The organism is Rathayibacter sp. AY1A3 (assembly GCF_002930975.1).
GTDB lineage: Bacteria > Actinomycetota > Actinomycetes > Actinomycetales > Microbacteriaceae > Rathayibacter.
This window is the reverse complement of record NZ_PSTO01000001.1, coordinates 61,485-83,987: the sequence shown is the minus strand read 5'-3', so window position 1 is coordinate 83,987 and position 22,503 is coordinate 61,485. Positions and strand designations below refer to the sequence as shown.

Here is a 22,503-nt window from a genome sequence, read left to right as displayed (position 1 = left end):
GCGCGGCGGAGCGGATGCGGGCGCTGCGCCCGCTCGCCTCGCGGGACTACCGGCTCGTGTTCGCTGCGGTCGGGATCGAGGTGTTCGGGACCGGCATGTGGACGATCGTCATGGTCTTCCAGGTGATCGAGCTCGAAGACAGCCCGCTGGCGCTGTCCGCGGTCGCGGCGGGGATGAGCCTGGGACTGTTCGCGTTCTCGATCATCGGCGGAGTCGTCGCCGACCGGTTCTCGAAGAGACGCATCATCATCACCGTGCAGGGGTGCACGGCTGCGGTCATGGCCGTCGTCGCCGGCCTCTCGCTCACCGGAGTGGTCGAGCTGTGGCACGTCGCTGCCGCGTCGTTCGTGATGGGCGCCGGCAGCGCCTTCTTCTACCCGGCCTACAGCTCCTACCTCCCGCAGGTGCTCCCCCCGGAGCAGCTGCTCGCGGCGAACGGGCTCGAGGGCGCGCTGCGCCCCTCCATGGGGCAGGGGCTCGGGCCGGCGCTCGGCGGCGTGATCGTCGGAGCGTTCTTCCCCGCAGTGGGCGCAGCGATCGTCGCGGCGTCCTCCGCGATCGCCTTCGTGATCACCCTGTTCCTCAGCCGCCGCGACGAAGAGCCGTCAGGCGATGCCTCGGAGAAGCGGACCAGCGTCTGGGCGGACCTCCGGGCCGGCATCCGGTACGTAGCCGGCACCAGATGGCTCCTCTGGACCCTGCTCTTCGGGTCCTCGCTCGCCCTGATCATCCAGGGACCGATAGAAGTACTCTTGCCCTTCCTCACCCGCGATCGATTCGAGAACGCGGAAGCAACCTTCGGTCTACTACTCGCGGCCTTCGGTATCGGCGGCGCGATCGGATCGCTCGTCGTCTCGTCGCTACGGCTGCCGCGCCGCTACCTCACGTTCATGCTCGCCTGCTGGGGCGGCGGCACCCTCCCGCTCGCCCTTCTCGGCTCGGCGGAAGAACTCTGGATCATGCTCGCGGCGCTCTTCGTCGTCGGCGCGACCACCGGAGCAGGCGTGGTGATCTGGGGGACGCTGCTGCAACGCCTCGTCCCGATGGACATGATCGGACGAGTCGCCAGCCTCGACTTCTTCGTCTCGATCGCGTTCCTCCCCGTCTCGATCACGATCGCAGGACCCCTGTCGCTGATCGTTCCCACAGAGACGATCTTCATCGTCGCGGGCCTCCTCCCGCCGGTCCTGGCCGTCCTCGCACTGACGGCAGGAAGGATGCGGACGACAGAACGCGTTCACGCGCTCGACGCCTGAATCACCCCTCCCCCTCGCTCGCACCGGCCGGGCGAGGAGGAGGGGTCCGCGCAACCCGGAACATCATCCCCGTACGGAACGGTGGACCGGCGCCCCGGTCGTGTTTGCAGGGGACCTCGAACATCCGAATACCCACGGTCGTCGGCAAGACCGCTGCATTGACGCGAAGAGCTGTGCAGACGAGCGCCAGGATCGACGGCCGGTTCTGCTGCGCACGCGTGTACCGGTGGATCATCCCCTTACGGGACGCGCGTGGGGTTGGTGATCTGCGCGATCAAGGATCAGACATCGAGGTCCTGCAGCCACTGCTCCACTGACCGCGGCGGGAGTCCCAGCAGAGTCTGCGCACTGCGCGCCTCCTCGATCAGTTCGTCCGGCTGGGTGGCGCGCCAGCGGTACGAGTCGATCACGGGGGTCATCCCCTGCTCACCGAAGAGCGGGATCGTCGTGGCGCCGAACTCATCGGGGGTCTGCGCATGGAAGACCACGTCCTTCCCGAAGTAGCGGGTGAAGCCGGCGGCGAGATCCTCGCCGAGGAGTCCGGGCAGGGCGCCGACGGCGACGACGCCGGTGACGTCGCTCCGCTCGAACAGGCGCGCTGCGGCGTCGGCGACGTCGAGGTGCGAGCTCCAGGACACGCGGAAGTCCTCCCGGATCGGGTACGGGAGGACGGCCTGCTCGCGGACGGAGGCGATCACGGGCGGGAGGAGGAGGTTCTCCAAGTAGAGCCGGGGCGCGAGGACCGCGGTCGAGACGCCCGTCGCGGCGAGCCCGCGCGCGAGGACCCCGTGCGGGCTGTCGTCCGTCTCCTCGAGCGGGTAGCCGCTGGTCGAGAAGACCACGCGCGCGGGGCGGGCCCGGCCGACCGCCGCCGCGATCGACCGAGCGTGCTCGAGCTGCTGCGCCGGAGAGCCCAGTGCCAAGTGGACGAAGACGCCCTCGGCGCCGGTGTACGCCGCGACGAGGCCGTCGACGTCAGCGGCGTCGACCGCGACAGCCGGCCCGGAGGCGTAGGCGTCGGGAGTGCGGACGGCTGCGGTGACGGTCTTGCCGGAGCGGAGGAGTGCGGCGGCGACGGGAGCGCCCTGCGCACCGGTCGCTCCGTGAACGATGTAGGTCATGAGAGCATTACTGCAGACGTTGCACCGGTTACGTCAACTGCAGTAATGGTGAGAGGGCCGATTCGATGTCGTTCTCCGCTGATCAGTGGCCCGAGTGCGGGATAGCGCGCTTCCTGACCCTTCTGGACGGCCCCTGGGCGACGCTCGTCATCCGCGAGCTCCTGAACGGCCCGATGCGGTTCGGCGACCTGATGAAGGCGCTGCCGGGAGTGAGCGCTCATACCCTGACCAACCGGCTGCGGCGCTTCGAGACGTACGGGCTGGTCACCCGCACCGCCTACCCGGAGATCCCTCCTCGGGTCGAGTACGAGCTGACTCCGGTCGGTCGAGGTCTGCGGCCCGTGCTCGACGCGATGAACGACTGGGCCGGAACCGTGCCCCGCATCGACAGCGACGACGCCGTGCCCATCTCGGCGTCATGCTCAGCTGACACCGCTTCTTCGTCGACGTCTTCCACCGGATGACCGGAGCCGCCTCCAGGCAGCACTCCGCTGACCGATCCCCAAACGGGACGACAGAACCTCTGAATGCGAGACAGAATCGGCTAGTGATGTTCTCGGGCCAAAGCGGTGGTCCTACCGCGAAGAAGGGCGAGCGAGCGCCGGGTGCTCGTTTGCGCGCCAGCACGGTCCTGGCGCTCGTGGGGTCATTCCTAGCGGTGGTGCCGTTCTCGCTTGGCAGGCTGGTCGATGCGGCGAACGGCAGGGGTCCGACGCCGCTCGCGGCGGACCCGGGCTTCACGCTGATCGCCATCAGCGGGCTCGCGTTGGTTGCCGCGTTCACGAGCATGCCAGTCGCTATGCTCACCTACCTCCTCGATCGTGTGGTCGAGCGAGTGTGGCTCAGCCGGGGCGGCCGCCTAGCCGCCGGAGCTACGGCACATGCCCTGGTCGGTAGTGCAGCCGGGTTGGTGCTCGGCGGGCTCGTAGCTCCGATGTGGCGGCCGATTGGGCAAGCACTGGCATTCACCGGCCCCTGGGCTGTTGCGGCCGCGATGCTGTTCGTAATCGCATCGATAATAAACCAGCCACGACGCGGGATCCGCAGTCGCAAATAAGCGCCGACAGGAACCGACGCCCGCTGGTCGATCCCCATACGGGCCAGCCTCGAGCACCCCGATAGTTACAGTGGGCGCATGAAGGCAGAGCTGCACGATCCGCGCGACCAAACCTTGCAGGTCGACGATCCGACGTACCGCGTCCACTTCTGGTCCGAAGACGGCTCCTCGAACCAAGAGTGGGAGCTCTCAGAAACCGACCTTGACGAGGTGCTGGCCTGGATCCCGAAGCGAGCTCACGGCCGGACCCATAGCCTCTGGGTAGTTACCCGCAGCGACCACGACGTCTGCCTCATCCGTCTTCGCGGCATTGACCTCGACGCGGCCGAGAGTTACTGGCCAAGCTGGGCGGCACGCACCTACTCAGCCGAACCCAAGTGAAGCGCTGACCGATCCCCTACCGGGACGGTCAGGACGGGCGTCGGCGTTCGATGAGGATTGTGTCGCGCCAGGAGCCGGCGGCTGGTCCGTAGCTCATCAGGGCGATGCGCTCGCGGGTGCCGACGCGGCGGAAACCGGCTCGATCATGGAGGGCGAGGCTGGCGGTGTTCTCGGGGAAGATGCTCGACTGGATGGTCCAAGGTTCTGCGGCGTCTGCGGCGTCGATGAGCGCCTGCAGGAGTTCGGCGCCGATGCCGCGGCCGCGGGCAAACGACGCGATGTAGACGGAGTGCTCGACCACTCCGCAGTAGACGGGCCGGCTCGACACGGGCGAGAGCGCTACCCACCCGAGGACCTGGTCGCCGTCGACGGCGACCAGACGTCCGACGTCGAGCTTCCCCGCGTCGAATGTCTCCCACGTCGGCGGTTCGGCCTCGAAGGTGGCGTGCCCGGTGGCGATGCCCTCGCGGTAGATCGTCTCGACCGCCGCCCAGTCCTCGGGGAGCATCGTCCGGATCGCGGTCATGAGCAGCAGCTTCCTCCTGCGGATCCGATGTCGGTGGAGCAGACGCCGGTCTCGGGCAGCACGAGCTGCACCTGGCGGGCCGCGGCATGATCGCCAGCGAGCTCGTCCGCGATGGAGCGGACCTGCTCGTAGCCGGTGACGAGGAGGAAGGTCGGGGCGCGGCCGTAGGACTTCATGCCGGCGATGTAGAAGTTCGGCTCGGGGTGCGCTAGTTCGGCGACGCCGTGGGGGTCGACGGTGCCGCAGGAGTGCAGGTTCGGGTCGATGAGCGTCGCGAGCGCGCGGGGCGCTTCCACGATCTCGTCCAGGGAGACGCGGATCTCCCGCAGCATGTCGAGGTCGGGCCGGAACCCGGTGGCCTGCACGACGACGTCGGCTTCGACGCTCTCCCGCTCCTTCCGGCGGCGCCCCAGCACCGTGACCCCACCGGAGGGAGCCTTCTCGAGGCGGTCGATCTCGAAGCGGTCGAGAAGCGTGATCGCGCCGTTGCGGACGAGCTGGTGAACCGTGCCGCCGAGCTTGCCGCGCTCCTCCAGCTCGTCGTCGCCCGAGCCGAAGACGCGCAGCGGACTGGTGCCGCGGATCGCCCAGGTGATCCGCGTATCCGGCTCCTCGCGGGCGAGGCGGGCGAGCTTGATCAGGGTGTTCGCGGCGGAGTGGCCGGCGCCGACGACGAGGATCCGCTTCCCGGCGAAGCGGGCGCGGTCGGCGCCGAGCACGTCCGGCAGCGCGTGGCTGAGGTGCTCGGCGACGTCGACGGCGCCAATCGGGTCGAGGCCCGCGGAGGCGAGGGCGTTGGGCGTGGAGTAGGTGCCCGAGGTGTCGATCACGGCGCGGGCGGTGACGTCGACGGCGCCCTCCGGCGTGTCCAGGCGCAGCAGGAACGGAATGGCGGCGCGGCCGGTGGAACGGGTGCGGTCCATGCCCTCGCGGGTGACGGCCAACACGCGGGAGCGATAGCGGATGACGGGGGCGAGCTGCGGGGTCGCGGCGAGGGGCGCGAGGTAGTCGCGGACGAACTCGTGCCCGGTGGGCAGCTTCCTCGCCGCGGGCGCCTCCCAGCCGGCGGCGTCGAGCAGGCGTCCGGCGGCGGAGTCGACCAGGTACTCCCACGGCGAGAACAGGCGGGTGTGACCCCACTGCTGCACAGTGGCACCTGCACTCTCGCCGGCCTCGTAGACGATGACGTCGAGGCCGCGCTCGAGCAGGTGCGCGGCAGCAGCCAGACCAACGGGCCCGGCGCCGATGACGGCGACGGGCAGGCCGGTGAGGCGGCGCTCATCGGTGCGGGGCGGGACGGTCAGCAGCATGGTCATCAGGTGCACTCCTCAACATCGACGATCATCGATGGACTGAGTCTGCCCCGGCATATCGATGACTGTCAATGTGTGGGAGGGTGGAGGCATGGCGACGACCGAGCTGACCCTCACCGCAGCGGCGGCCGCGTGCTGCGCGCCCCTCACGCGCGAGCCGCTGAGCGCCGAGGGCGCCGAGCTGCTGGCCCGGGCGTTGAAGGCGATGGCGGATCCGGCAAGGCTTCGCCTGGTATCGATCGTCGCGTCGAGCAGCTCGGGCGAGGTGTGCGTGTGCGACTTCACGGAGCCGGTCGGGCTGAGCCAGCCCACGGTGTCGCACCACTTGAAGATCCTCGTGGACGCCGGGATCCTGGCCCGCGAAAAGCGCGGCACGTGGGCGTACTTCTCCCTCGTCCCCGGCGCGCTCGACTCTCTCGCGGGGATGCTCACCCGCGTCTGATCAGGCGGCCGTGACCCTCGCCGCGAGAGCGTCGACGCGAGCGGCGAGCTCGTCGTAGGCGGCATCGAACGCGGCGTCCGTGCCGGCGGGCACCGGGTCGGGGATCGACCAGTGCAGCGCCTCCGAGCCGAGCTCCTCGTGCGCGGCGTCGCAGACAGTGATCACGAAGTCGGTGTCGGCGGCGACGTCCGCGAACTGCTGCGGAGCATTCCCTGTCAGCGTCAGGCCGTGCCGCTCGGCAGTCGTGATGGCGCCAGCCGCGATCGCCGCGGCGGGGTGCGTGCCGGCGGACGCCACGGGGATCGAGCTGCGCTGTGCCCAGAGCTGCGCGGCGAGCTGGGAGCGGGCGGAGTTCGCGGTACACACGAACAGCACCCGCCGCGCCGCGGCGGTGGTCGAGGGCCCGAGCTGATCGAACGCGCCGGGGATCAGGTGCACGTAGCTGCGGCGCCGGTCTGCCTCCGAGCGGCGACGGAGGATCATGCCCTCGCGCTCGAGGACGGCGAGGTGGTGCGCGACGAGGTTCGAGGTCATCCCCAGTCGGTCCTGCAGCTCCCGCGGCGCCAGGTCACCGAGGGTGAGCAGGTCCACGATCCGCAGGCGCGCGGGATCACTGAGGGCCGCGTGCCGGGCGGCCCGCGCTTCCAATTCGGTTCGCTCGGTGTTCATTGACTCAATATTGACTGAGTGAACGTGAGCGGTCAAGATGGCCGACGACATGGACACCACTTCCCTTCCTCCGCTCGCTCGTCGGGCCGTGGCCGAGTTCCTCGGCACGGGCCTGCTCGTAGCGATCGTCGTCGGCTCCGGCATCGCCGCCCAGTCGCTCTCCCCGAACGATGTCGGCGTGCAACTGCTGGAGAACTCCCTCGCGACCGCGCTGGGCCTCGCGGTGCTGATCCTGACACTCGGGCCGGTGTCGGGGGCGCACTTCAACCCGCTCGTCTCCGCCATCGACGCGCTCCTCGGCCGCCGCGACCGGACCGGCGTGTCGGGGCGGGAGCTGGCGGTGTTCGTCGGCGCGCAGCTGCTCGGCGGTGTCGGTGGCGCGGTCCTCGCGAACGCGATGTTCGAGGTCCCGACCTCGATCGCGACGACCGAGCGGGTCACTGCCGGGCACCTGCTCGGGGAGGTCGTCGCCACCGCGGGCCTGGTCCTCGTGATCCTCTCCCTCGCCCGCACGAACCGCGGCCCGCTCGCCGCGGCCGCGGTCGGCGCGTACATCGGTGCGGCGTACTGGTTCACGTCCTCGACCTCGTTCGCGAACCCCGCCGTGACCCTCGGCCGCGTCTTCACCGACACCTTCGCCGGCATCGCCCCCACCTCCGTCCTGCCGTTCATCGCTGCGCAGCTCGTCGGCGCCGCGATCGGCGTCGGCATCGCCGTGTTCCTCTTCCCGGGCGCCGCCCGGACCGCCGGGCACCTCGTGGTCCCGGCCACCACCTCCACCTCTTCACACGTCTGATCCGGAAGGCCCATCTGATGCATCTCGTCGCCATCGGCGGCAGCGACGCGGGGATCTCCGCCGCGCTGCGCGCCCGCGAGCTCGACCCGTCCGTCGACGTGACCGTCGTCGTCGCCGACTCGTACCCGAACTTCTCCATCTGCGGGATCCCGTACTACTTCTCCCGCGAGGTCCAGCCGTGGCAGTCGCTCGCGCACCGCACCCACGCCGACCTCGAAGCCACCGGCATGAGCCTGCGCCTGGACACCTTCGCGACCGACATCGACGTCGCCGGGCAGCGGCTCACCGTCCGCACCCCGGACGGCTCGCTCGATCGGATCGGGTACGACGAGCTGATCGTCGGGACCGGCGCCCTCGCGTCTTCCGCCGGCATCGCCGGCGTGGATGACCTGGGGCCGGAGGACGGAGTGCACGTGCTGCACTCGATGGGCGACACCTTCGCCCTCGAGCGGTTCCTCGATAGCCGCGACCCGCAGACGGCGATCATCGTCGGCGCCGGCTACGTGGGCCTGGAGATGGCCGAAGCCCTCACCGTCCGCGGCCTCCACGTCACCCAGCTCCAACGCGGCCCGGAAGTGCTCTCCACCCTCGACCCCGAACTCGGCGCCCTCGTGCACACCGAACTGACCGAGCGCGGCGTCGAGGTCCTCACCCGGACCACCGTCGCCTCGATCGAGAAGACCGCCGCCGGGCTCGCCGTGCACGCCGACCACGACGGCACACCCCTCATCCGCACCGCCGACGTCGTCCTTCTCGTCGTCGGCGTGAAGCCGAACACCGACCTGCTCGCCCGCGCCGGAGCGTCTCTCGGCGCCGGCCGCGGGGTCGTCGTCGACGAGGCGATGCGCACGGGCCTGCCGCACGTGTTCGCGGCAGGCGACGGAGTGACCACGCACCACCGTCTGCTCGGCAGCACCTACCTGCCGCTGGGCACCACGGCCCACAAGCAGGGACGGGTAGCCGGCGAGAACGCTCTCGGCGGCGATGCCCGCTTCGCCGGCTCCGTCGGCACCCAGGTCGTCAAGGTGTTCGACCTCGTCGCCTCCCGCACCGGCCTGCGCGAGCACGAGGCCCTCGCCGCCGGCTTCGCGCCGGCGTCGACGACAGCGGTCGCGGACGACCACAAGCGCTACTACCCGGGCGCGCAGCCCATCACGATCCGCATCACCGGTGACACCCGCGACGGGCGCCTGCTCGGCGCGCAGCTCGTCGGACGCCTCGGCACCGAGACCGCCAAGCGCATCGACACCTACGCGACCGCCCTGTTCGCGGGACTCACCGTCGAGCAGGTCTCCGACCTCGACCTCTCCTACACACCCCCGCTCGGCTCCCCCTGGGACGCCGTGCAGATCGCCACCCAGACCTGGACCCGCACGAACACCGGAGCAGTGACCCCCGCATGACCGAGAAGCCCACCGTCCTCTTCCTCTGCCAGCACAACGCCGGCCGCTCCCAACTCGGCGCAGGCCTGCTCCAAGTCCTCGCCAGCGACCGCTACACCGCCACCTCCGCCGGCCTCTCCCCGGCCGAAACGGTAAACCCCGCGATCGCTGCGACCGTCGCTGAGCTCGGCCTCGATATCAGCGACCGCACCCCCCGCTCCGTCACGGTGGAGGACCTCGAGAACGCGGACATCGTCGTCGCCATGAAGCCCGGGCTTACCCTCCCTGCGACTCCGACCGGCCGGTTCCTGGAGTGGAAGTTCCCCGACCCAACCGACTGGAGCGCCGAGAGCGTCCGCCCCCTCCGCGAGGCGGTCGCCGCTCGGATTCAGGCCGAGCTCCTCAACTAGGCGCGACACGGAGCGGCATCAGAACGCCGCCACAGAACGCTGATACTTACAGGACACTGCGAGCCGCGGGATCCCGCGGCCGGTTCTGCTGCGTGCGCGTGTACCGGAGAACCATCCCCATACGGGACGCGGTTCCTTCGCCGAACGATACGTCGGCGGACAAGCCTCGTCGTGTTGGGGTACTCTCTGGCCCGATCAGCGTGGGTGCCGTGTTCACCGGGCCGGACGGACGTCGGATATCGCGAGTTGCGGCCGCAATGGCTAGTTTGAGCAGGTGAACGACGCGCCGAAAGCGAACCGGCGAGAGCGGATCCGGATGATTCTGGCCATGCTCTTGGTGATCCTCGCCGTGACCGGCATCGTGCGAGCCTTGTCCGGCGGCGATCCCGTGAACGGCGTGTTCGCCGTCCTCTGGCTCCTCCTGGCCGCTGTGACGCTCGGCGACATCGTCGTTCGACGCCGCCGACAGAGCGCGGCGCCAGGCCCGCATACGACGCCGGAGGAAGACCCCCACGTACGTAGCCGCTGATCGCTGCCGACCTCGCTCGTGAGCGCCGGTCTCGCAACTGGGGGATGGAGTTCGGAGCCGCTCTACGCTCAGAGGCCGTGATGTCCGGCGCCGACGTCCGGGACGGTCAGCGGGCGGGTCGCGAGTTCGACGGCCTGCTCGCGAGTGAGGTGCTGCGGGAAGTTGACGTGAGCGAAGCGGCCGGTGGGGTCGTGCAGCGAAGACGGCATCGTGATGCTGCTTCCTTCCAGGAACGCGACGATCGCGCTTCGAGTCGGGTCGGTTGTAACCCGGCCGAGTCGGTCGCGCAACTCGAGAAGCACCTTCTGTGCCGGCGCTGACACCTCCAGAACGACCCGCTTAGACCGGGCCGTCTCCACCCTCCGCGCTGTGGTGAAATCCGTAAACGGTGTGACGCGGGAGCGCACGCGCACTGATCGCGCGGACAGATCGGCGTACGGCACAGGCTCGCGAATCGCGTGGACCACTAGAGGCACCACGAACAGCAACACGAACGCTCCCGTGAGTATCGCCAGCCGAGCAGCGAACGGCAGCGCGCCGGGATTCAGCAGGTCAGAGAGGAGTAAGCCGACGCCGATCGAGATGACAGACCCTCCGATGAGGGCACGCTCCGTCGGCGCCCCCAACCGACTGAACCACCCCCATTGCGTGAGCCGCACCTCGGAGCCCGACCGACCACTTCTCGACTTCGCCGCCACTACCCAACCTCTCGTTCCGATCAGCCTCCCACCCCAGCCCTACCGCCGCCCCCCTCAACCAGGCCTAGCTCCCATTACACGATCCGCTTACGGGACACTCCTCCGGAAGCGCCCGCTAGGCTGCGCTTCATGCCGGATAAGAATCGACTCCTCACCTCGATCGATGACGCCCAGATCGCACTGAATGCAAACACCCCGACCAGCCCAATCGACGCTGGATACGCTGCGCTGTTCGCCTACGACCACACCGGGGTCGATCTGATGAGCGAGAAACTTGCAGAAGCGAAGAGCTGCGCTGAGCGGGACGACATGCACGGAGCGGCCGAGGCGCTCCTGGTTGTGATTGCGGCCGCCGCCGCGCACGGGGCGAAGATCGACCGGTTCAAGAGCTAATACGGCTCTCCTCAGCTGATGTGTGGTCGGTTCGTCGTCAAGGACTCCACGGCGGCTCTGCTGCCGGATCTCGTCTCGGCTGGCTTCGGGGGTCTGCGTCCGAACTACAACGTGGCGCCGACGAATCCGGTGACCGTCGTGCGTGAGCGCGTCGGGGAGCGGTCGGCGCCGATGGTGCATTGGGGGCTCCTGCCGGTGTGGGCGAAGGACGTCAAGAAGCAGCGGCCGCAGCCGATCAACGCGCGGATCGAGACGGTGGCGAGCTCGCCCACGTTCCGGAGGGCGTTCGCGACGTCGCGGGTGCCGATCCCGGCGGCCGGCTACTACGAGTGGACGGTCACCGAGACGGGGAAGCAGCCGCACTTCATCTACGAGCCCGACGCGGCCCTCGCGATGGCCGGCGTCGTGTCGGCGTGGCCGGATCCGTCGAAGGCGGAGGACGATCCGGAGAAGTGGCGGCTGTCGACGGCGATCATCACCCGCGACTCGCACGTGGCGCCGGGCGAGGTCCACGACCGGATGCCGGCGTGCATCACGCCGGACGGGTACGACGACTGGCTCGGCGGTCACCTCGACGTCGACGCTCTGATGCAGCTGCTCGACCGGGAGTCGTACGCGGTCGCGCACGACCTCGAGCACTACGAGGTGTCCCGCGACGTGAACAGCGTCCGCAACAACGGACCCCACCTGCTCGACCCGCTCCCGCCGGCCGCTATCGCGACCTGACCGGGATGACTCTCGACCTCTGGGCGCTGCTGCTCCTTCTCTTCCTGAACTACCTGCCGTTCATCGCGGTCGGCTTCGTCGTGCTGTTCGTGATCGTGGGGTTCGTGGTCCTGATGCGCCGCGAGGCGCGGCGCGAGGGCAGGTAGCGTCTCCGCATTAACACGTCGTGTCTAATGGTGCGGTGCGGCCGAGAAGTGGGGACTTCGTTGACGCCGCGAGCGGCCATGCCGGGCAAGGGGCTCCGGTGCCGCCCTGCTCTCGGCCGCGCGAATGGCGCGGCCGAGAGCAGCACCCGCCAGCTCAACAGCGCCGCGAACGGCCCCTGGCCGAACGCGTCTACCCCGACAGTCATGGCGAGACGCACGACGACGGCAGTTCACGACTCCGGCAGCAGCGAGAGACGATCTTGGCTGGCGCGGCTCTTCGGCCGGCCGGCCGCGGAGCCGCAGCCCGTGGTTCCAGCCCGTGTACCACGGACGCCCCAGACGCGAGACCAAATCGTCGCGCAGTACACATCGATGGTGCAGGGGTTCGCGGACGACGACCCCACTCAGCCGCCGTCCGCGGTGTTCGTGTGTGGCGTTGGTCCGATGACGGTCAACGTCGACGCAGACGGCCGCGTTGCCCTCACCCCGCGAACCTCGATGAACTGAAGTGTCGCTCGCGGCGAGGTGACGCCGACCTCGATCTCGGCCCCGGGACGCGACGGTCGTTGCCGCGAGTGAGACTGTCGAGGCCGGCTCCATCGTGTTCAACCCAACGGTCTGGCACCAGCAGTAGCCAGCTCGCGAGCATCATCTCCACCCCTGGGTGTGCACCCGAGGGCGTTTCGAGGGCCTGCCGACACGCCGGGGCGCGTTGTACTCAACGAACGGACCGCGTCTGTCCACAGCTGTGGATTACTCCGCCAAATCCGCGTCTTTCCGCAGATTCGGGGGCTTCGGCCTGTGGATGGGCGGTGGAGGAACCGGTGGATAACTACACGGTTGTAACTACTACATGTAGTGCCCTGACGCGGCGACACGCCCTAGATGTAGAATTTTTCATGTATCGAGCGGGCCCGCCCGACCGGTGCAACTAACCCCGCCGTCAATCGTCGGCGGGGCCAACGAGTACGGCGGGGCTGAAGCGTCAACTTTCCAGAGCGACGCATCGACTCTAGTTCCGATCGGGACTGCTGTCTCTGGAGGTCACCTTCAGAGAACAGGGCCGTGCTCCTCACCTCACGTCCAACCACGCGAGGATTAAGGAACCCAAGATGCGTATTCCGACGCTCACCTGCCCCTACTGCCGGACTGTCTTCGTCGGGCGGGTCGTCCGCCACGGTCTGATCAACTGCGGCCACTGCCGCCGTTCGTTCCGGATCTAGGCGCATCGACGAGGGGGTGCGGTCGATTCCCACATCCCCTCGTCGACCAGGCCCGATCGCCTTGCCGCGCAACGAAGGACCGCTGCATTGGGGGCAGTCTCAGTCGGTGGTGTCACGGTGACGCCATGACCACTCCTCGCACTCCCCTGGCTCGAGCTGCGCTGATCAGTAACGGCATGGTCTGGTTCGGGCTGTCGCTGATGTTCGCGAGCATCGCCGGCGAGCAGACGTACGCGGCGTTCTCGGGCGAGTGGTTCAACGTGCTCGGCTGGTTCCTGCTCGTCGCGGTGGCGATCGGTCTGGCCGTCGTCGGAGTGATCGAGAATCGGAACATCCGGGCGGGGAAGAAGTACAAGCCGCGCCCTCGTAGCTGACTCCCGCTCGAGCGCGCGGCCGTTCCACGTGCTCGGGTGGGGGGTCGAGGGGGCTCTCCCTCTCGTGGGCCGGCACTGCCGGTCCGCCGCGCTCGAGGCGATCGCGGAAGTGCGCGCTGCGATTCCGGAGGATCACGTCATCCTCTACGTGCTTCGGCTCGCGAATGGCTCGAAGTAGAGCACCCGGGCGGCTCCAAACCACTAGCGTTGCCATCAAGTCCTGAAGGTGATGGTTCCGTGATGGCAACAGCGTTGAAGCTCGTCGGGAAGTCAGTAGCGTTCGTCGCCCGCATCGTGGGCGCGGCGGTGTCCGCCGGACTGGCCTCACTGGGTGTAGGCAGTTTTCAGCAGCCGAATCCGGGGCCGCCGCCCTCGACCACGGACAATCGCGAGTATCGCCCGTAGAAGAAGATCAACGCGGCGACGTCGGCCGCGGCAATCGCGGAAGTGCGCGCGGCGTATCCGGAGGATCACGTCATCCTCTCCGTGCTCCGGCTCGCGGACGGCTCGGCGTAGGGGTTCAGGCCGTCCCGGCGAGGAGGGCGACGGCCGCTGCGGAGAAGAGGACAACGGCCGCCAGGAGAGGCGCTCTATACCTCGGTCAGCAACGACTATAAGAATCGGATCTTGGCGCGCGCGCTGGCGAACGTCTATCAGGAGGAGAGCACGCGATGACCGCGATCGAGATGCCATGGAACCTCCGCCAGCTGATGGCCCAAAAGGGTCTGTTCAAGACGACGGATCTGGTGCCTCTGCTGAGCGAGCGGGGAGTCCAACTCTCCCGCGAGCAGATCTATCGCCTGGTGACCTCCAAGCCGGCACGGCTGAACATGGATGTGTTCGGAGCGCTCTGCGACATCCTCGACTGCAGCCCGACGGAGCTGGTCACCTTCACCAAGACCGGGACCGTGACACAGGTCGCCGCAACCGCTGCGGGACGCCGCAAGGGACCCTCGATCGGTGATCTGCGCCCCATTCCGGCGACCATCCGCCGCGCGGACTGACACGCCTCGGTGACACCACCACGTAGCGACCAAGTCACCATGTTGGTCGAGTACCTGCACCGATCCTGCGAAGATCGAGGCCGCCGACCGCTTCCTCCGCCACCTCGGACACTCCAACACCGACCTCGGATCGTTGCGTCAAGCGCAGCTGGAGCAGTTCGTCCTCGATGAGCACATCGACCAGAACGCCCTCAGTGCGTTCCTGCGGTGGGCTCACGGCGCCCGCCTCCTCGGCGATGTCGAGTTGGTCATCCGCCAACCCGCCACACCCAGCCCAGGCCACACCCAGACCGAACTCCTCGCCGCGATCACCAAGCTCTCCGAGGACGGAAGCATCCCGCTCCGCGCCCGGGTAGCGGGCCTGCTCGTCGCCCTCTTCGGGCAACGCTTGACGCACCTGGTCACCCTTACCCGCGCCCAGATCGACGTCAGCGAACTCCACAACAGCATCTCAATCCGACTCGGAGACGAACCCGTCCGGCTCCCGCCGGTCCTGGCGCAGCTCACGCTCGAACTCCGAGATGCTCCCCGCCCCTGGCCCGAGGATCCCGGACAAGGATGGCTCTTCCCCTCGATGAAAGGCGGACAGCCGGTGCAGCCGTCCACCCTTGGATCCGAGCTGAAACGGCACGGCTTCAGCGCTGCACGACTGCGCAGCGCGGCTCGCTTCAACCTCGCTGGCAAGATCCCGCTCGGCCCACTCGAGGAACTCACCGGCATCGGAGCTCAATCGCTCAACCGGTGGGCCACCATCGCCGGACGAGACTGGGCGGCATATATCCCACTCCGGCCAGAGCCAGAGTACAAACACCGCGCAGGCCGAACACGGACCTGACGCCAGCACGGGCCTTGGGAATAGCATGTCCACGTGCGGCCGCGACTCAGCGGCACTACCTAGAACCTCTTGGCCGAGAGACTTCGCACGCTTGAGGAAATCGACATCCTGGACGGGTGAGCGATCTCAGGCACTACAGACGAAGATGGAGTCATGAGCTCACTCCTGCCGAATGTCGAGGATCTGCTGGCGGCACTGCCGGACAACGCGACGGCTTCTGATGCAAGACAGCTCGCCGAGGCCGCCTTGAGTGCAGACAGCCAGGCCGAACTCGACGCCGCGCTCTCCCGCGTCGTGCAGGGGTGGCTGGCATGACATCGGCATCTAGCGCGCATCAGCGCGGCCACGATCAAGCGCGACGTCGACGCCGTACGAGAGTCTGCACGCGCCGCTCTGCAACTGGTAGAGGCCCCACCTCAATTCCGGTTCCACCCGACCGTCGGCCTCGTTCACACGGACCGCAAGACGCTGTGCCAGCTGCGTCGCTGGGCGAGGTGAACCCAAGCCACCTGCTCCAACAGCAGATGATGCTCTCAGCATCTCTCTAAGCCATCCCCCGACGGAACGCCCATGCGCTCTCTTCGGCACTGCTCTGGTAGGCGCCGAACTACAGCTGGGGAGAGACTTGGGGCATGTGGTTAGAGGGAATCGCGCTTGAGCGGCGGTTACGCGAGCTGGACACCCCTGGGCCCGGCGATGAGCCGGTTGACTTCGACGGTCAGCGACTGGCGGCAATGGTGGACGCCCTCGTCGCACTGCTCGATGAGAGCTTTCCCAGTGCTGTCACGGCGGACGATCCGTGGGAATGGCAGGACTCCGCTACCTTCACGCACGTCACGGTCGACGGTGCAGCAAACCGCACTTCGGCGAACCTCGTCATCTGCATCAGCCGACACGGGGACCTTTGCTTCATTGCCCTCGAAGCCCAGGAAGCGTATACACGCGAGGAGTTCGATGCGCTAGTCGAAGCGGAGGACTTGTCACCGATACTGGCAGCCCTCGACACCGAGAACTTCACAGTCGCTGCTGAAGAAACGCTCTGGGCCCGATACGACGGACCGCGCGTGATGAGCAACTCGAGCTGGATCGAACGCTACTTCGGGTATCCGATTTGAGCGCGCCCGGCGAGCAGGTCCGCGCGACGAAGCTGCGCTGACCGGTAAGCCATCCTCTTACGGGACGACTGGGATAACGTCGACGCACGCCCGACCGCTGGACGAGATGGGTACGAGATCTCTCGAGTGGATGTCAATTTTCGAGGTCGACAAGCATCTCGCCTCCCGCGCGCTTGTTGCGCCGCCACCGCGTATCGAGATCATCGCGCGCGCACACTTCTGCGTCGGGTCGTGCCGTCGACGTCAGCAGCACTTGCGATGGGTTCGTTCTTCAGAGGTCACGCCGGGCGGTGAGCGGCTCGGCGCCGAGAACCTCCAGCAGAGCGAGGTTCTCGGCGTCGCGTGAGCCTGCCGGTGCGGTGTAGAGCACGAGGTGCTGGTCGCGCTCGGTGATGGCAAGCGAGTCGCAGTCGACGGTGATCGCCCCCACCGGCGTGCGGCGGAACGTCTTCCGCAGGGGTGGCGGCGTCTGAACGTCGTGCCGTCTCCAGAGCCGTGCGAACTCGGCGCTGCCGGTCTGGAGCTCGTCGATGAGTTCCGCGACGACGGGGTCTGAGGGGTACGTGGCGTGAGCGTTGCGGAGCTGCGTGACGACGCCCTCTTGAAACGCGATCTCGTCCGAGATGCCGTAGATCGCTTCCCGTGGCTGCTCTGCGGCGAGGAAGGTCTTCCTCGCGAGGTTGCGGTCGCGCGGCGGCAGCAACGAGAAGTCCTCCATGAGGGCTGCTGCGAGATCGTTCCACGCGAGCACCTCGAAGGTGGCGGACAGGACGATGCCGGCGGTGTGCGGGAGTCGTTCGAGGAGCGCGAGAACGCTCGGTCGAACGTCGCGACGGTGCAGACCCGTCGGGGTCGGAGCGGTGCCGGCGAGCCGGTGCAGGTGGTCGGACTCCTCGGACGTAAGACGGAGAGCACCTGCGATACCACCGAGGACGACGTCCGAGGGTCGAGGAGCGCGGCCCTGTTCGAGACGGGCGTAGTACTCGGTGGAGATGTGCGCGAGAACGGCGATCTCCTCCCGGCGTAGACCCGGTGTTCTGCGGCGTGGTCCCGACGGTAATCCGACGTCCTCCGGCCGAAGACGCTCGCGGCGACTTCGGAGGAACGCTGCAAGCTCACCCTTGTCCATGCTCCCCAGTGTGCGCCTGAGCCGGCGATGGATCCTCGTACCGTTTGTGCCTGGATGCGGATTCTGCGGGCGGCGACGGTGTTCGTATGACACACACCAACGAATCCACACCGGTCGGCCTGCTGACCGGCAAAGTCGTCTTCATCACCGGAGCCAGCCGTGGCATCGGCGCCGCAGCGGCTCGCCTCTTCGCCGGCGAGGGTGCCGCTGTCGTGCTGGCGGCCCGCAACACGAAAGCGCTCGGCTCGATCGTCGACGAGATCCGCGGTCAGGGCGGCACGGCTGATGCCGTCGCCATGGACCTCGCTGACCGGGCGAGCATCCGCGCCGCCGTGGACCACGTCGAGGAGCTCCACGGACGCCTCGACGGCGCCTTTAACAACGGCGGCGTGAACCAGCAGAGCACCGGTCCCCTCGACACCACTTCCGACGAGGACATCGACGAGCAGTTCGCGGTCAACTTCCGTGCTCACTGGGTCGCGATGCTTGCCGAAGCAGCCCTCATGAGGAAGTCCGGAGGAGGTGCGATCGTCAACACCTCCAGCATCGGCAGCCGCCGCGCAGTTCCGCCCCTGCCCGCGTACGCGGCGATGAAGCGAGCACTGAACAGCATCACCGAGACCGCGGCGGTGACCTGGGCCGGGGAAGGCATCCGCGTCAACGGGATCACGCCGGGTGGAACCGCAACGGAGATGATGGACGAGTGGGAGAAGAAGACGCCGGGCATCATCGACGCGAATAACGCAGCCAGCCCCATCGGCCGCATGGCGAGCGCCCTCGAAGTCGCCGAAGTCGCCGGTTTCCTCCTCAGCGACCGCGCCTCAGCCGTGACGGGCGCCATCGTGCCCGTCGACGGCGGCGCCGGCGCCTGAGGCAGGGGGATCGCACATGACCGACACAACCACCGACAACGGCTCGACCCGCGGTAGCGGACCCTCCTGGACGGACCTCAGCAGCCAGGTGGCGGTCGTCACCGGGGCCAGCCGAGGGATCGGGCAAGCGATTGCAATCCGACTCGGCCTCCTCGGCGCCAGCGTCGTCGTGAACTACTCACGCGACGCAGCAGGAGCAGCAGACACCGTCGCCGCCATCACGGCAGCCGGCTCCAACGCCGTGGCCGTCCAGGCCGACGTGTCGGATCCGACGCAGGTCGAATCGCTGTTCACCTCAGCGCTGGCGCAGTTCGGAGGTGTCGACGTCGTCGTGGCGAACGCCGGTATCGATGAAACCGGCGGACCGATCGTCGACGTCACCGAAGCGGAGTACGACCGGATGTTCGGCGTCAACGCCAAGGGTGCGTTCTTCACGCTCCAGCAGGCAGCACGAACGGTGAACCGGGGCGGAACGATTCTCTACATCGGATCAGGTTCCGTACTGCGACCCGTCGCAGGGTTCGGGCTCTACGCGTCCAGCAAGCTGGTCGGCGAGTACCTCACCGGGGTGCTTGCTCAGGAGGTCGGGGGGCGTGGCGTGACCGTCAACACCATCATCGCCAGCGCGACGGACGGCGCCGGGTACTTCGCCGCCGCGTCCGATGATGACCCGCTCCGCACGCTGGTGCAGAGCGCCAGCCCCCTCGGATCAAGGATGGGCTCGGTCGATGACGTAGCCGACGCGGTCGAGTTCTTCGTCGGCCCGCTCGCACGCTGGATCAGCGGCGGCGAACTCCTCGTCAGCGGTGGACAGAACTGAAGGCGGCACAGCTGATCACGACCCCGCTCGAGCGTCATGCCCGAGCGGGGTCTCCACCACTCGATTCCTGATCGTCCCCAGCGGTCGCTCGAAAGGCGACGAGTGCCAAGCCTGTACCTGTTGTGCAGATGTCCCCGAGCATCTGAATCTCCACGGTCGTCTGCACGAGTGCCGCGACGTCGCCATGAGTTGTGCAGGAGGCCGAGAGAATTGACAGCCGGTTCGGCTGCGCACGCGTGTACCGGTGCACCATCCCTTTACGGGACGGCTTCCCGCAGCGTCGACCTCACCCGCACATAGCCTGAGCAGATGAATGGCGTGGTCGATCTGCTCACACCCCGCCTCCGCCTGCGTCGCCTCACCCGGGACGACGAAGCGTCGGTCATGGCGTACCGGGGCGACGCCCACGCCTCTCGGTTCCTCGGCCACCCGTCGCTCTCGGACGGGCAGTACGCTTCCTGGTTCGAGGAGCGGGACAGCGAGTGGGAGCTGCGCGAACCGGGTCATCGCCGCTTCTACGGAATCGAGGTCCGAGCATCGGCGGCCCTCGTCGGCGATGCCGTCCTGATCCGTTCGGCGGACGGGGAGCAGGGCGAGATCGGCATGTTCCTCCACCCCAACACGGCCGGCTTGGGCTACTCGCTCGAGGCGGGCGCCGCCCTGCTCGACGTCGGGTTCGGATCGCTCGGTCTGCACCGCATCATCGGACGTGCCGCAGCTCACAACCGCGGCTCCGTGCGCGCGATGGAGAAGATGGGCCTGCGGCGAGAGGCCCTGTTCCTGCAAAGTGAGAAACGCGGCGAGACCTGGATCAACTCAGCGGTCTACGCGATCCTCGCGGAGGAGTGGGAGCGGAAGCGGCACCACTCGAAACCGACCGGCTGACCATCGCTATACGGAACACCGTGGTTCGGACGGAGCTCGCCTTGCTCGTGCAGCGTCGCGCGGAGGATCATCTCTGAAGTGGCAGATGACTGGTTCCGTGATCCTGGGTGGGGTGTCGTTGATCGCGATGAGTTCGAGCGCCGACTGGGCCGAGCCCGTCCCAGTAACCGTCAGCAGTACCTCAAGATCAAGGCGATAGCTCTTCGCGATGCAGGTTTGATTGACGCCGCCCGCCCCCTGCTGGCCCGTGCCGTGGACCTCCCCGAGCACAACTGGGCTGCAGATCGTGCGCACAGTCGCGAGCTTCTCGGGAACATCGCGGCCCAAGCCGGCGACGCAGAGGAGGCGCTGCATCAGTACCGGTCGGCAATGGAGGAGCATCCGACCTTGAACGGGACCTCCGGCTCGCTACGCATCTCCGCCGCTGAGGTGCTTCTGAGTCGACGAGGCTCGGGAGACGTCGAAGAGGCGATCGCCCACCTCGACTCCTGGGCGGCTGAGGTCAGCTCGCAACTTTCTTCCGAAGTGTTTCGATGGCACCTTGCCCGCATCGGCGCGGCCACCGTCCAGGGCGACTCCGACACGATCCAGCGCTCGGCACGCGCCGCACTGGAGCTGGTCGATGCTCCCCCTCAATTCCGGTTCCATCGGGACGTCGGCATCGTGCGCGCAGATTCCAAGACGCTGCGCCGCCTTCGTCGCTGGGCAAAGTAGGCCAAACCACTCGCACTAGCAGCAACAGCCCGTGGGACTCCCTTGAGCCGTACTCGCCTGGCCACGCCCATCCACGTTGACCAAGAAGAAAGAGGAGCGCTCCTGACTGACGACATCAGCTTGCTCTACGACGCCGAGACGGCTGACCGCGCCCTGCGAGCTTTCGTGGAGAAGATGGTCGGCTTCATGGGACTCGACATGTGGACCTTGTTCTGCAGTATGGAGCGCGACTCGAACGTCGAGGGCGTCCCCGACGACTCAGGGCTGTGGACCGACTGGATGTTCGAGCTGTGGACCGCGAGCGGCTTCACATACGACGCACCCGCAGCAGAATTCGTGAGCTTCGCGGCCCCACCGAGACGACAGGACGTCACGAACTCCTACTACCCCGTCACTGTGCAGGTTGGCGTCAGCGTGTACCCAGTCAAGATGATGCTCGGCACCGACTCGCTCTGGCCAGCCGAGGCGTCGTCTCTCTCCCGCCCCGGAGGGCGGACCGAGGGAGAGCACTTCGACCTCATCGTCCGAAATCTGCACCTCCTCCTGACCCGGAACCCCGACCTCGAGGACAAGCGCTCGATGCTCGGCCTCCTGTCCTCCTGGGACGTCCCCGGTGCCAGCACGCACCGCGGACCTACCCGGGTGAGGTAAGCCACTGGTGGGGAGTTCGGTTACGGGTCTCCCGACCCGGCCGCCGTGCTTACCCACAGACCTCTGGGGTGACACCAGCCCTCGGAACTGACCGGTTGACGATCGTGCACCGGACGGATTCGCTAGTGGTCCTCGCTGGCCGGTCCTTCTGTGTCAGCGAGGAAGGTGGCGGCGAGTCGAAGGACCTTCTGGCGGTATCGCTCGCCCGCTCCGATGCCTCGTGCGTCGAGCTCGTCATCGACCTCGACAAGGGGCTGCGCAGCTGCCGGTCCTTCGTGGCCAATGCGGTCGTGCACCCAGGAGGAGAAGGAGCGGAGATCCCAGTCCCCGTCGAGCAACCGGAGGCATGCGACGCGCAGCGCGAGAAGCGGGATCTCTTCCCCGTCCCGATCTAGCGGTCGCGCGCCCGCCTCGATGAGTGCCGCGAAGCTGAGGTCGAAGACGTCGGCGGGAGTGGCGCTGGAGTAGAGAGACGCGAGTGCGACGAGGGACACGCCGTCACTCCCCGCTGCGAGAAGATCTGCCGCCAGAGCGATCACATCTCTGGGCTGGACCAGCCCGAAGAAGAGAGCGGCTGTCGCTTCGCGCAGGGTCGCGATCGAAGAGGCGTCACGGTCTTCTTTTGCGACCCGAATCCGGCCTCCTCCGACCAATTGATCACTGCGGCCCTGCCCTGCCGCCGCCGCAGCGGCATCAGCGCGACTCAACACATCGATCGGAACCGGTCGGTGACAAATCGGTCCGCTACTGAACCCATGCTCGAGCTCGTAGACGCACTCCGAGCACACGGGGCTGCCGACCAGGCCGGCGTCCGCGAGGTGCTCCACCCAGGGGTGCGAGCACTCACCACAGACCTCAGCGAGCAGAACCCGGAACCGGGCGCGGCGCGAACGGCGAGCGTCAGCTCGCCGGCGCCACTGCGAGAGGCCGACCATCACGTGAGCGTAGCGAGCGCGCCACCAAGCAATCGCGCGCTTCGCCTCATCCGCATCGCCTCTGGCGTCCCGTTTGGGGATTCCCATACGGACGGTAACTA

The 22,503-nt window shown here is 67.8% G+C and carries 28 protein-coding genes; 20 read left to right on the top strand and 8 right to left on the bottom strand.

Going from position 1 to position 22,503, the window contains the following annotated elements:
- Positions 1–14 precede the first annotated feature (14 nt).
- The gene (locus C5C10_RS00465) at positions 15–1,256 is read left to right on the top strand and encodes an MFS transporter (RefSeq protein ID WP_104328293.1); all 1,242 of its coding nucleotides are present in this window, start codon (positions 15–17) and stop codon (positions 1,254–1,256) included.
- 281 nt (positions 1,257–1,537) lie between these two features.
- Here C5C10_RS00465 and C5C10_RS00460 read toward each other — a convergent pair whose 3' ends face one another.
- A complete protein-coding gene (locus C5C10_RS00460; RefSeq protein WP_104328223.1) occupies positions 1,538–2,377 on the bottom strand; it encodes an SDR family oxidoreductase in 840 nt (279 codons plus the stop codon).
- Positions 2,378–2,442: 65 nt separating this feature from the next.
- On the opposite strand from C5C10_RS00460, the gene C5C10_RS00455 reads away from it, so the two are divergent.
- Together C5C10_RS00455 and C5C10_RS00445 are read left to right on the top strand one after the other, a co-directional pair.
- A complete protein-coding gene (locus tag C5C10_RS00455; RefSeq protein WP_104328222.1) occupies positions 2,443–2,841 on the top strand; it encodes a helix-turn-helix domain-containing protein in 399 nt (132 codons plus the stop codon).
- Between the two features lie 671 nt (positions 2,842–3,512).
- A complete protein-coding gene (locus tag C5C10_RS00445) occupies positions 3,513–3,815 on the top strand; it encodes a hypothetical protein (RefSeq protein WP_104328220.1) in 303 nt (100 codons plus the stop codon).
- A 28-nt stretch (positions 3,816–3,843) separates the two neighbouring features.
- Here C5C10_RS00445 and C5C10_RS00440 read toward each other — a convergent pair whose 3' ends face one another.
- Positions 3,844–4,341, bottom strand: a complete 498-nt coding sequence (locus C5C10_RS00440; protein ID WP_104328219.1) for a GNAT family N-acetyltransferase — start codon at positions 4,339–4,341, stop codon at positions 3,844–3,846.
- Positions 4,338–5,657, bottom strand: a complete 1,320-nt coding sequence (locus C5C10_RS00435) for an FAD-dependent oxidoreductase (protein WP_104328218.1) — start codon at positions 5,655–5,657, stop codon at positions 4,338–4,340. Before C5C10_RS00435 ends, C5C10_RS00440 begins: the two co-directional genes overlap by 4 nt.
- 88 nt (positions 5,658–5,745) lie before the next feature.
- Between C5C10_RS00435 and C5C10_RS00430 the strand changes: the two genes are divergently transcribed.
- Entirely contained in the window at positions 5,746–6,096 is a 351-nt protein-coding gene (locus tag C5C10_RS00430) for a helix-turn-helix transcriptional regulator (protein WP_104328217.1), read from the top strand.
- On the opposite strand, the gene C5C10_RS00425 is transcribed toward C5C10_RS00430, so the two are convergent.
- The gene (locus tag C5C10_RS00425) at positions 6,097–6,765 is read right to left on the bottom strand and encodes an ArsR family transcriptional regulator (protein ID WP_104328216.1); all 669 of its coding nucleotides are present in this window, start codon (positions 6,763–6,765) and stop codon (positions 6,097–6,099) included.
- A gap of 49 nt (positions 6,766–6,814) precedes the next feature.
- Between C5C10_RS00425 and C5C10_RS00420 the strand changes: the two genes are divergently transcribed.
- From C5C10_RS00420 to C5C10_RS00405, 4 genes are all read left to right on the top strand, one after another.
- Positions 6,815–7,561: an MIP/aquaporin family protein gene (locus C5C10_RS00420; protein WP_181073347.1), complete on the top strand. Its 747-nt coding sequence runs from the start codon at positions 6,815–6,817 to the stop codon at positions 7,559–7,561.
- 17 nt (positions 7,562–7,578) lie between these two features.
- Positions 7,579–8,964 carry an FAD-dependent oxidoreductase gene (locus C5C10_RS00415; protein WP_104328214.1) on the top strand — a complete coding sequence of 462 codons (1,386 nt, stop codon included), beginning with the start codon at positions 7,579–7,581 and terminating at the stop codon, positions 8,962–8,964.
- Positions 8,961–9,353 carry a low molecular weight phosphatase family protein gene (locus C5C10_RS00410; RefSeq protein ID WP_104328213.1) on the top strand — a complete coding sequence of 131 codons (393 nt, stop codon included), beginning with the start codon at positions 8,961–8,963 and terminating at the stop codon, positions 9,351–9,353. Before C5C10_RS00415 ends, C5C10_RS00410 begins: the two co-directional genes overlap by 4 nt.
- 274 nt (positions 9,354–9,627) lie before the next feature.
- Positions 9,628–9,882, top strand: coding sequence for a hypothetical protein (locus tag C5C10_RS00405; protein ID WP_146082076.1), 255 nt, complete (start codon positions 9,628–9,630; stop codon positions 9,880–9,882).
- A gap of 68 nt (positions 9,883–9,950) precedes the next feature.
- On the opposite strand, the gene C5C10_RS00400 is transcribed toward C5C10_RS00405, so the two are convergent.
- Positions 9,951–10,580, bottom strand: a complete 630-nt coding sequence (locus C5C10_RS00400) for a hypothetical protein (RefSeq protein WP_104328211.1) — start codon at positions 10,578–10,580, stop codon at positions 9,951–9,953.
- Between the two features lie 129 nt (positions 10,581–10,709).
- Here C5C10_RS00400 and C5C10_RS00395 point away from each other — a divergent pair, with 129 nt between their 5' ends.
- The 5 genes from C5C10_RS00395 to C5C10_RS00380 all read left to right on the top strand — a co-directional run bounded on the left by C5C10_RS00395 (position 10,710) and on the right by C5C10_RS00380 (position 14,446).
- Positions 10,710–10,973, top strand: a complete 264-nt coding sequence (locus C5C10_RS00395; RefSeq protein WP_104328210.1) for a hypothetical protein — start codon at positions 10,710–10,712, stop codon at positions 10,971–10,973.
- An 18-nt stretch (positions 10,974–10,991) separates the two neighbouring features.
- Entirely contained in the window at positions 10,992–11,699 is a 708-nt protein-coding gene (locus C5C10_RS00390; RefSeq protein WP_104328209.1) for an SOS response-associated peptidase, read from the top strand.
- 5 nt (positions 11,700–11,704) lie between these two features.
- Entirely contained in the window at positions 11,705–11,845 is a 141-nt protein-coding gene (locus C5C10_RS17665; protein ID WP_181073346.1) for a hypothetical protein, read from the top strand.
- A gap of 1,348 nt (positions 11,846–13,193) precedes the next feature.
- The gene (locus C5C10_RS00385; protein WP_146082075.1) at positions 13,194–13,442 is read left to right on the top strand and encodes a hypothetical protein; all 249 of its coding nucleotides are present in this window, start codon (positions 13,194–13,196) and stop codon (positions 13,440–13,442) included.
- 671 nt (positions 13,443–14,113) lie between these two features.
- A complete protein-coding gene (locus tag C5C10_RS00380; RefSeq protein ID WP_104328207.1) occupies positions 14,114–14,446 on the top strand; it encodes a helix-turn-helix transcriptional regulator in 333 nt (110 codons plus the stop codon).
- A gap of 34 nt (positions 14,447–14,480) precedes the next feature.
- Here C5C10_RS00380 and C5C10_RS00375 read toward each other — a convergent pair whose 3' ends face one another.
- Entirely contained in the window at positions 14,481–14,888 is a 408-nt protein-coding gene (locus tag C5C10_RS00375) for a hypothetical protein (protein ID WP_104328206.1), read from the bottom strand.
- Positions 14,889–15,434: 546 nt separating this feature from the next.
- Between C5C10_RS00375 and C5C10_RS17660 the strand changes: the two genes are divergently transcribed.
- Both C5C10_RS17660 and C5C10_RS00365 read left to right on the top strand, forming a co-directional pair.
- Complete coding sequence (locus C5C10_RS17660) at positions 15,435–15,596, top strand: hypothetical protein (RefSeq protein ID WP_181073345.1); 162 nt, start codon at positions 15,435–15,437, stop codon at positions 15,594–15,596.
- 317 nt (positions 15,597–15,913) lie between these two features.
- Positions 15,914–16,396: a hypothetical protein gene (locus C5C10_RS00365; protein WP_104328204.1), complete on the top strand. Its 483-nt coding sequence runs from the start codon at positions 15,914–15,916 to the stop codon at positions 16,394–16,396.
- Between the two features lie 271 nt (positions 16,397–16,667).
- On the opposite strand, the gene C5C10_RS00360 is transcribed toward C5C10_RS00365, so the two are convergent.
- Positions 16,668–17,618, bottom strand: a complete 951-nt coding sequence (locus C5C10_RS00360) for a helix-turn-helix transcriptional regulator (protein ID WP_258060310.1) — start codon at positions 17,616–17,618, stop codon at positions 16,668–16,670.
- Between C5C10_RS00360 and C5C10_RS00355 the strand changes: the two genes are divergently transcribed.
- The 5 genes from C5C10_RS00355 (at position 17,612) to C5C10_RS00335 (ending at position 21,467) form a co-directional block, all read left to right on the top strand.
- Positions 17,612–18,397 (top strand): SDR family NAD(P)-dependent oxidoreductase, encoded by a 786-nt coding sequence (locus C5C10_RS00355; RefSeq protein ID WP_104328202.1) that lies wholly within the window; start codon positions 17,612–17,614, stop codon positions 18,395–18,397. The genes C5C10_RS00360 and C5C10_RS00355 overlap by 7 nt on opposite strands.
- 16 nt (positions 18,398–18,413) lie before the next feature.
- A complete protein-coding gene (locus tag C5C10_RS00350; protein ID WP_104328201.1) occupies positions 18,414–19,217 on the top strand; it encodes an SDR family oxidoreductase in 804 nt (267 codons plus the stop codon).
- Between the two features lie 309 nt (positions 19,218–19,526).
- A complete protein-coding gene (locus C5C10_RS00345) occupies positions 19,527–20,102 on the top strand; it encodes a GNAT family N-acetyltransferase (RefSeq protein ID WP_104257703.1) in 576 nt (191 codons plus the stop codon).
- Between the two features lie 78 nt (positions 20,103–20,180).
- Complete coding sequence (locus C5C10_RS00340; protein ID WP_104328200.1) at positions 20,181–20,816, top strand: hypothetical protein; 636 nt, start codon at positions 20,181–20,183, stop codon at positions 20,814–20,816.
- Between the two features lie 120 nt (positions 20,817–20,936).
- Positions 20,937–21,467: a hypothetical protein gene (locus C5C10_RS00335; protein WP_104328199.1), complete on the top strand. Its 531-nt coding sequence runs from the start codon at positions 20,937–20,939 to the stop codon at positions 21,465–21,467.
- A gap of 122 nt (positions 21,468–21,589) precedes the next feature.
- Here the strand turns inward: C5C10_RS00335 and C5C10_RS00330 are convergent, their stop codons facing one another.
- Entirely contained in the window at positions 21,590–22,402 is an 813-nt protein-coding gene (locus tag C5C10_RS00330) for a hypothetical protein (protein WP_146082074.1), read from the bottom strand.
- Positions 22,403–22,503: the final 101 nt, after the last annotated feature.

What these genes read in the sequence shown, in the direction of transcription:
- C5C10_RS00465 (WP_104328293.1), top strand. Translation starts at nt 15, where the DNA reads ATGCGGGCGCTGCGCCCGCTCGCCTCGCGGGACTACCGGCTCGTGTTC.
- C5C10_RS00460 (WP_104328223.1), bottom strand. Translation starts at nt 2,377, where the DNA reads ATGACCTACATCGTTCACGGAGCGACCGGTGCGCAGGGCGCTCCCGTC.
- C5C10_RS00455 (WP_104328222.1), top strand. Translation starts at nt 2,443, where the DNA reads ATGTCGTTCTCCGCTGATCAGTGGCCCGAGTGCGGGATAGCGCGCTTC.
- C5C10_RS00445 (WP_104328220.1), top strand. Translation starts at nt 3,513, where the DNA reads ATGAAGGCAGAGCTGCACGATCCGCGCGACCAAACCTTGCAGGTCGAC.
- C5C10_RS00440 (WP_104328219.1), bottom strand. Translation starts at nt 4,341, where the DNA reads ATGACCGCGATCCGGACGATGCTCCCCGAGGACTGGGCGGCGGTCGAG.
- C5C10_RS00435 (WP_104328218.1), bottom strand. Translation starts at nt 5,657, where the DNA reads ATGACCATGCTGCTGACCGTCCCGCCCCGCACCGATGAGCGCCGCCTC.
- C5C10_RS00430 (WP_104328217.1), top strand. Translation starts at nt 5,746, where the DNA reads ATGGCGACGACCGAGCTGACCCTCACCGCAGCGGCGGCCGCGTGCTGC.
- C5C10_RS00425 (WP_104328216.1), bottom strand. Translation starts at nt 6,765, where the DNA reads ATGAACACCGAGCGAACCGAATTGGAAGCGCGGGCCGCCCGGCACGCG.
- C5C10_RS00420 (WP_181073347.1), top strand. Translation starts at nt 6,815, where the DNA reads ATGGACACCACTTCCCTTCCTCCGCTCGCTCGTCGGGCCGTGGCCGAG.
- C5C10_RS00415 (WP_104328214.1), top strand. Translation starts at nt 7,579, where the DNA reads ATGCATCTCGTCGCCATCGGCGGCAGCGACGCGGGGATCTCCGCCGCG.
- C5C10_RS00410 (WP_104328213.1), top strand. Translation starts at nt 8,961, where the DNA reads ATGACCGAGAAGCCCACCGTCCTCTTCCTCTGCCAGCACAACGCCGGC.
- C5C10_RS00395 (WP_104328210.1), top strand. Translation starts at nt 10,710, where the DNA reads ATGCCGGATAAGAATCGACTCCTCACCTCGATCGATGACGCCCAGATC.
- C5C10_RS00390 (WP_104328209.1), top strand. Translation starts at nt 10,992, where the DNA reads ATGTGTGGTCGGTTCGTCGTCAAGGACTCCACGGCGGCTCTGCTGCCG.
- C5C10_RS17665 (WP_181073346.1), top strand. Translation starts at nt 11,705, where the DNA reads ATGACTCTCGACCTCTGGGCGCTGCTGCTCCTTCTCTTCCTGAACTAC.
- C5C10_RS00385 (WP_146082075.1), top strand. Translation starts at nt 13,194, where the DNA reads ATGACCACTCCTCGCACTCCCCTGGCTCGAGCTGCGCTGATCAGTAAC.
- C5C10_RS00380 (WP_104328207.1), top strand. Translation starts at nt 14,114, where the DNA reads ATGACCGCGATCGAGATGCCATGGAACCTCCGCCAGCTGATGGCCCAA.
- C5C10_RS17660 (WP_181073345.1), top strand. Translation starts at nt 15,435, where the DNA reads ATGAGCTCACTCCTGCCGAATGTCGAGGATCTGCTGGCGGCACTGCCG.
- C5C10_RS00365 (WP_104328204.1), top strand. Translation starts at nt 15,914, where the DNA reads ATGTGGTTAGAGGGAATCGCGCTTGAGCGGCGGTTACGCGAGCTGGAC.
- C5C10_RS00355 (WP_104328202.1), top strand. Translation starts at nt 17,612, where the DNA reads ATGACACACACCAACGAATCCACACCGGTCGGCCTGCTGACCGGCAAA.
- C5C10_RS00350 (WP_104328201.1), top strand. Translation starts at nt 18,414, where the DNA reads ATGACCGACACAACCACCGACAACGGCTCGACCCGCGGTAGCGGACCC.
- C5C10_RS00345 (WP_104257703.1), top strand. Translation starts at nt 19,527, where the DNA reads ATGAATGGCGTGGTCGATCTGCTCACACCCCGCCTCCGCCTGCGTCGC.
- C5C10_RS00330 (WP_146082074.1), bottom strand. Translation starts at nt 22,402, where the DNA reads ATGGTCGGCCTCTCGCAGTGGCGCCGGCGAGCTGACGCTCGCCGTTCG.